This window comes from Nocardioides albidus, assembly GCF_006335005.1.
Classification (GTDB): Bacteria; Actinomycetota; Actinomycetes; order Propionibacteriales; family Nocardioidaceae; genus Nocardioides; species Nocardioides albidus.
This window is the reverse complement of the sequence record NZ_VDMP01000008.1, coordinates 28,776-33,855: the sequence shown is the minus strand read 5'-3', so window position 1 is coordinate 33,855 and position 5,080 is coordinate 28,776. Positions and strand designations below refer to the sequence as shown.

6 protein-coding genes are annotated in these 5,080 nt (G+C 70.8%); 3 read left to right on the top strand and 3 right to left on the bottom strand.

The features are described from left to right. Both FHP29_RS00395 and FHP29_RS00390 read left to right on the top strand, forming a co-directional pair. Positions 1 to 719, top strand: a 719-nt coding sequence (locus FHP29_RS00395; RefSeq protein ID WP_139620904.1) for a PDR/VanB family oxidoreductase, incomplete at its 5' end; no start/stop codon positions are given. A 7-nt stretch (positions 720 to 726) separates the two neighbouring features. Then, positions 727 to 1,935: a cytochrome P450 gene (locus tag FHP29_RS00390; protein ID WP_139620898.1), complete on the top strand. Its 1,209-nt coding sequence runs from the start codon at positions 727 to 729 to the stop codon at positions 1,933 to 1,935. A gap of 41 nt (positions 1,936 to 1,976) precedes the next feature. Here FHP29_RS00390 and FHP29_RS00385 read toward each other — a convergent pair whose 3' ends face one another. Then, positions 1,977 to 2,948: a LysR family transcriptional regulator gene (locus tag FHP29_RS00385; protein ID WP_139620897.1), complete on the bottom strand. Its 972-nt coding sequence runs from the start codon at positions 2,946 to 2,948 to the stop codon at positions 1,977 to 1,979. A 142-nt stretch (positions 2,949 to 3,090) separates the two neighbouring features. Here FHP29_RS00385 and FHP29_RS00380 point away from each other — a divergent pair, with 142 nt between their 5' ends. Beyond that, positions 3,091 to 4,122 (top strand): YeiH family protein, encoded by a 1,032-nt coding sequence (locus tag FHP29_RS00380; protein ID WP_139620896.1) that lies wholly within the window; start codon positions 3,091 to 3,093, stop codon positions 4,120 to 4,122. Between the two features lie 91 nt (positions 4,123 to 4,213). Here the strand turns inward: FHP29_RS00380 and FHP29_RS00375 are convergent, their stop codons facing one another. After that, positions 4,214 to 4,435 carry a biotin/lipoyl-binding carrier protein gene (locus FHP29_RS00375; RefSeq protein WP_139620895.1) on the bottom strand — a complete coding sequence of 74 codons (222 nt, stop codon included), beginning with the start codon at positions 4,433 to 4,435 and terminating at the stop codon, positions 4,214 to 4,216. 15 nt (positions 4,436 to 4,450) lie between these two features. Next, a partial coding sequence (locus FHP29_RS22110; protein ID WP_476703653.1) for an ATP-binding protein occupies positions 4,451 to 5,080 on the bottom strand: 630 nt, incomplete at its 5' end.

Sequence of the window (5,080 nt, the reverse complement as noted above, 5' to 3'; positions counted from 1 at the left end):
CGCGCGGTGGGTCACGCTATGTCCACGACGACCTCGCCGTCGGGGATCTGCTCTCGATCAGCACTCCCCGCAACAACTTCGCGATGGCGCCTGCGCAACAGGTGTTCTTCATCGCCGGGGGCATCGGGATCACACCGATCATGACGATGATCGACTCCGCCGAGCGACTGGGCCTGGACTGGCAGCTGCTCTACGGCGGACGCACCCGAGGCTCCATGGCGTTCACCGAAGAGCTCTCGCGGTACGGCGAGCGCGTCACGATCTGCCCTCAGGACGAGGCGGGCCTGCTGGACCTGACCCATCTCCAGGAGCCGATCGAGCATGCGCAGGTGTACTGCTGTGGTCCCGGGCCGCTCCTGGCCGCCGTCGAGGCAGCCGCATCGGCCTGGCCGGCGGGAGCCGTGCGATTCGAGCGCTTCACCGCGGCGCAGCAGCCGCCACCGGCCCGGACCCTCCCGTTCGTCGTCGAGCTGGCCCGCCGTGGCACCTGCGTGACGGTCACTCCCCAGCAGTCCATCCTCGACGCCCTCGCGACGGTCGACGTCTCGGTGCTGACGTCCTGCCGAGAAGGGGTGTGCGGCACGTGCGAGGTCGGCGTGCTCGACGGCGTACCGGACCATCGGGACTCGCTCCTCACCGACGACGAGCGCACCGCGAACGACCGCATGTTCGTCTGCGTCTCGCGCTCCGTGACCGACCGACTCGTCTTAGACCTCTAGGAGTGACATGACCACCAGCGGCACGACACCGACACCCACCAACGCGCCCGTCTTCGACGAGGACCCCTACTCGCCGGAGATCCTCGCGGATCCGATCCCCTTCCAGCGCCGCCTGCTCGAGGCGGGACCGGTCGCCTACCTCTCCCGCTACGGAGTGCACGTCCTGGCACGGTACGACAGCGTCAAGGCGGCACTGTCGAACTGGCAGGACCTGATCTCGGGGGACGGGGTCGGCCTCAACGAGCCGTGGCGGACGACAGGACTGCTGGAGAGCGACCCGCCGCGCCACGACGCCCCCCGCGATGTGCTCGCGGGCATCATGTCGGCACGGGTGCTGCGGTCGATGACCGACGAGTGCGTGCGGGAGGCCGAGCTGGTGATCGACGCGATCATCGCCGATCACGGCAGCGGGACCACGGTCACCTTCGACGGACAACGAGACATCGGCGCCGTCCTGCCGGTGAAGTTCTTCGGCGAGGCAGCCGGGATCGATGGAACCGAGAACATGATCCCCTATGCGGACCACGTGTTCAACGTGGGCGGGCCTCGCAACGAGCTGGCGATCAAGGGAGAGGCGACCGCTCCCGCGTTGGCCGAGTGGGCCGAGCACGCCTGTCAGCGCGAATCGCTCAAGCCTCGTGGCTTCGGCTCGGACATCTGGGCCGCCGCCGATCGAGGCGACATCCGCCACGACCAGGCCGCGCTCCTGACCCGATCGCTGGTATCAGCCGGGATCGACACGACGGTCGGCAGTCTCTCCGCCCTGCTCTACGCCTTCGCGGCCAACCCGGAGGCCTGGGATGCGGTACGCGCGGATCCCGCCCTCGCACGGGTCGCCTTCGACGAGCTGCTCCGTTGGGAGTCGCCGGTGCAGATGGACTTCCGCAAGACCGCGACCGAGGTCACCTTCGGCGACACCACGATTCCCGCGGGCGAACGCGTGATGATCTGCTTCGGCGCCGCGAACCGCGACCCTCGCCGGTGGGAGAACCCGGACAAGTTCGACCTGTCTCGCGATCCCTCCGGGCACCTGGCGTTCGGCATGGGGATCCACCAGTGCGTCGGCCAACATGCTGCCCGCCTGCAGGCCGAGTGCCTGGTCCGCGTGCTGACGGATCGCTTCACCAGCATCGAGCTGGCGGGGCCGGTCGTCAGGCACCTCAACAACACGCTGCGCGGCTGGGAGTCCATCCCGTTGAAGGCCGTCGTCGCCTGACAGCCCCGTCCGCACGATGACGCGGGGGACCCTCCCCCGCGTCATCGTGCGGACGTCTGCTCGGGAGTGCCCTGGCCTCTGTCGGGATAGCCGGGCCGCGCGGTGCCGGTCGGGCCAGCCGCGGCGAGCAGGCGGACGGCGGCGTCGGACAGCGTCGCGTCGGCGGGCCAGATCGCGGTGAGCGGACGCAGCAGGAAGACCCCGTCGAGCGGGACCACGCGCAGCTCCCCCAGCCTGAGGTCGGCCTCGAGCGCCCGCTCCGACAGGGCGACCGGCCCCATCCCGGCGATCGCCGCGTGGGTGAGTCCGTTGTTGGAGGCCATCACGAGACCGGGCACCAGGACCTGCCCCTCACGACGCAGAGCCTCCTCGAGGGTGACCCGGGTGCCGGATCCCTCCTCCCGCACCAGCACACCTCCGGTCGCGAGCTCGGCGGCGCCGACCGGTTCGCCCCGCTCCGCGCGGTCCGCCCACGGGTGCCCCGGCGCCACGGCGACCACCAGCTTGTCGGCGCCGACCTGCTGGTGCCGCAGACCGTCCGGTGCTGTCGGCACCTCGACGAAGCCGAGGTCGGCCGCGCCCGTGCGGACCAGACGCTCCACCTCGGTGGAGTTGGCGACGCTCAGCGAGACCTGCAGGTCCGGCGCACGCGCGTGCAGCCGGGCGAGCCAGGCCGGTGCATAGTGCTCGGCGATCGTCATCGAGACCGCCGCCCGGACGCTCAGCTCGCCCTCGGCACGCAGGGTCGCGATCGAGCGGGTGAACCGGTCAGCCGCACCGAGCAGCTCCGAGGCCCAGTCGACGACGAGTCGCCCCTGCGGGGTCAGCGTGGTGCCCTGCTTGGTGCGGTGCAGCAGCGTGACGCCGAGCCGGCGCTCGAGCGCGAGCATCCGCCGCGACACGCTCGGCTGCGACAGCCGCAGCTCCTGCGCGGCCTGGCCGATGCTGCCGGTCCGCGCCACCAGGGCGAGCACCTCGAGGTCGTCGAGGTCCGGTCGTCGCGTGGTGCTCATCGGGGTCCCCGCAGAGCTGGGCGACGGAGGAGCGAAGCGGAGGGGTCGTCGAACTCCGTGGGGTGACTCATGTGTTCTCCGTATGACGTGATGCCGAGGTGCTCACTACCGCAGCCTGCCTCAGGCCCCGAGGGTGGAGGACATGGCCACGAGAACCGTTCCGCTCCGTACGACGAGCGCCCACCGTGCGCCGAGGTCCGTGCTGCTGCCGGGCCTGGTGATCACGGGTGCCGGCGTGGCGCTCGCCATGGCGGGCCACTACGTCGTCCCCTCCGTGGGCGTGCTGACGTGGGCGGTGCTGCTCGGCGCCATGGTCGCCAACCTCGACCTGATCCCGATCGCAGCCCAGCCGGGCCTGCGGATCGCGGTCAAGAAGCTGCTCCGCGTCGGCGTCGTCCTGCTCGGGTTCTCGCTGTCGTTGACCGCGATCGGCGCCCTGGGAGCCCCGGTGATCGCACTGGTCGTGGTGACGCTGGTCAGCACCCTGGTGTTCACCTGGTGGCTCGGCCTGAAGATGCAGGTCGGCCCGGCCCGGAGTCTGCTCATCGCCACCGGCTTCTCGATCTGCGGCGCCTCGGCCATCGCCGGCATGGAGCGCACCGCCGATGCCGACGAGGACGACGTCGCCACCGCGATCACCATGGTCACCCTGTGCGGCACCCTCGCGATGATCGCGATCCCCTTGCTGCAGGCGCCGCTCGGGCTCTCCGACCGCCAGCTCGGCATCTGGGCCGGCGCCAGCGTGCACGAGGTCGGCCAGGTCGTCGCGGCGGCCGGCCCGGCCGGCGCCACCGCGGTCGCTCTCGCCGTCGTCGTGAAGCTGACCCGGGTCCTGCTGCTGGCGCCCGTCGTCGCGGTCGTGAGCGCGACCCGTCGTCGTACCCACCCGGCTGGCGACGGCCCGGGCGCCGGACGCCCGCCGCTCGTCCCGCTCTTCGTGCTCGGCTTCCTCGCCTGCGTGCTGCTGCGCACCAGCGGCATCGTGCCGGCCGGCGTGCTCGACGTGATCGGCACGCTGCAGACGATCACCCTCGCCGCCGCGCTGTTCGCACTCGGCACCGGCGTCCACCTCGGCAAGCTGCTGCACAGCGGCGGCCGCCCGCTGGCGCTGGGCATGGTGTCGACGCTCGTCGTCGCGACGGTGTCGCTGCTCGGCGTGCTGGCGATCGCCTGACCTCGAGAACAGCAGCGCGAAGGGCGTCGGGCCGGCCGGCCCGACGCCCTTCGCGTCGTCGTCGGCCCTCGTCATGGACCGCACGCCTCCCTCAGTCCGTGTTGATGTCGATGAGCGGCTGGCCGGCGTTGACCATGTCGCCCTCGGCGACCCGCAGCGCCACCACCACACCGGACGAGTCGGCGAGGACGGGGATCTCCATCTTCATCGACTCCATGATGATGAGTGGGGTCTCCTCTTCGACCGCGTCGCCGGGGGCGACCAGGATCTTCCAGATGTTGGCGCTCATCTCGGCGCTGATCGTCTCCGGCACGGGACGGCTCCTCTTCTACTTGCTCTTGATGTTGGCGACGATGTTGGTGTCGTAGCGACCGGCGCTGAACTCCGCCGAGTCGAGCAGTTCGACCAGGAACGGCAGGTTCGTGGTCAGTGGGCCGATCCGGAACGCCGCAGCCGCGGCGCGGGCGCGCTCGACCGCCTCCTCACGGGTGTCGGCGAGGACGCAGAGCTTCGCGATCATCGGGTCGAAGTACGGCGTGACGCTGGTGCCCTGCGCATAGCCGGCGTCGAGCCGGATGCCCTCGCCGCTCGGCGGCTCCCACACGTCGATGTCGCCCGGGCTCGGGAAGAACCGCTTCGGGTCCTCCGCGCAGATCCGCAGCTCGATGGCGTGCCCCTGCAGCGTCGGTGCGAAGTCCGCGGTCGTGGTGCCCGTCTGGGCGATGCTCAGCTGCTGCTCGACGAGGTCGACGCCGTGAGTGAGCTCGGTGACGGGGTGCTCGACCTGGATCCGGGTGTTCATCTCGAGGAAGACGAAGTCCTCGGTGACGGTGTCGAGGAGGAACTCGACGGTGCCTGCGTTGACATAGCCCACCGAGGCCGCTGCCAGCACAGCGCTCTCGTGGAGCCGGCGGCGTACGGCGTCGGACAGGTGGGGTGCGGGGCACTCCTCGACGAG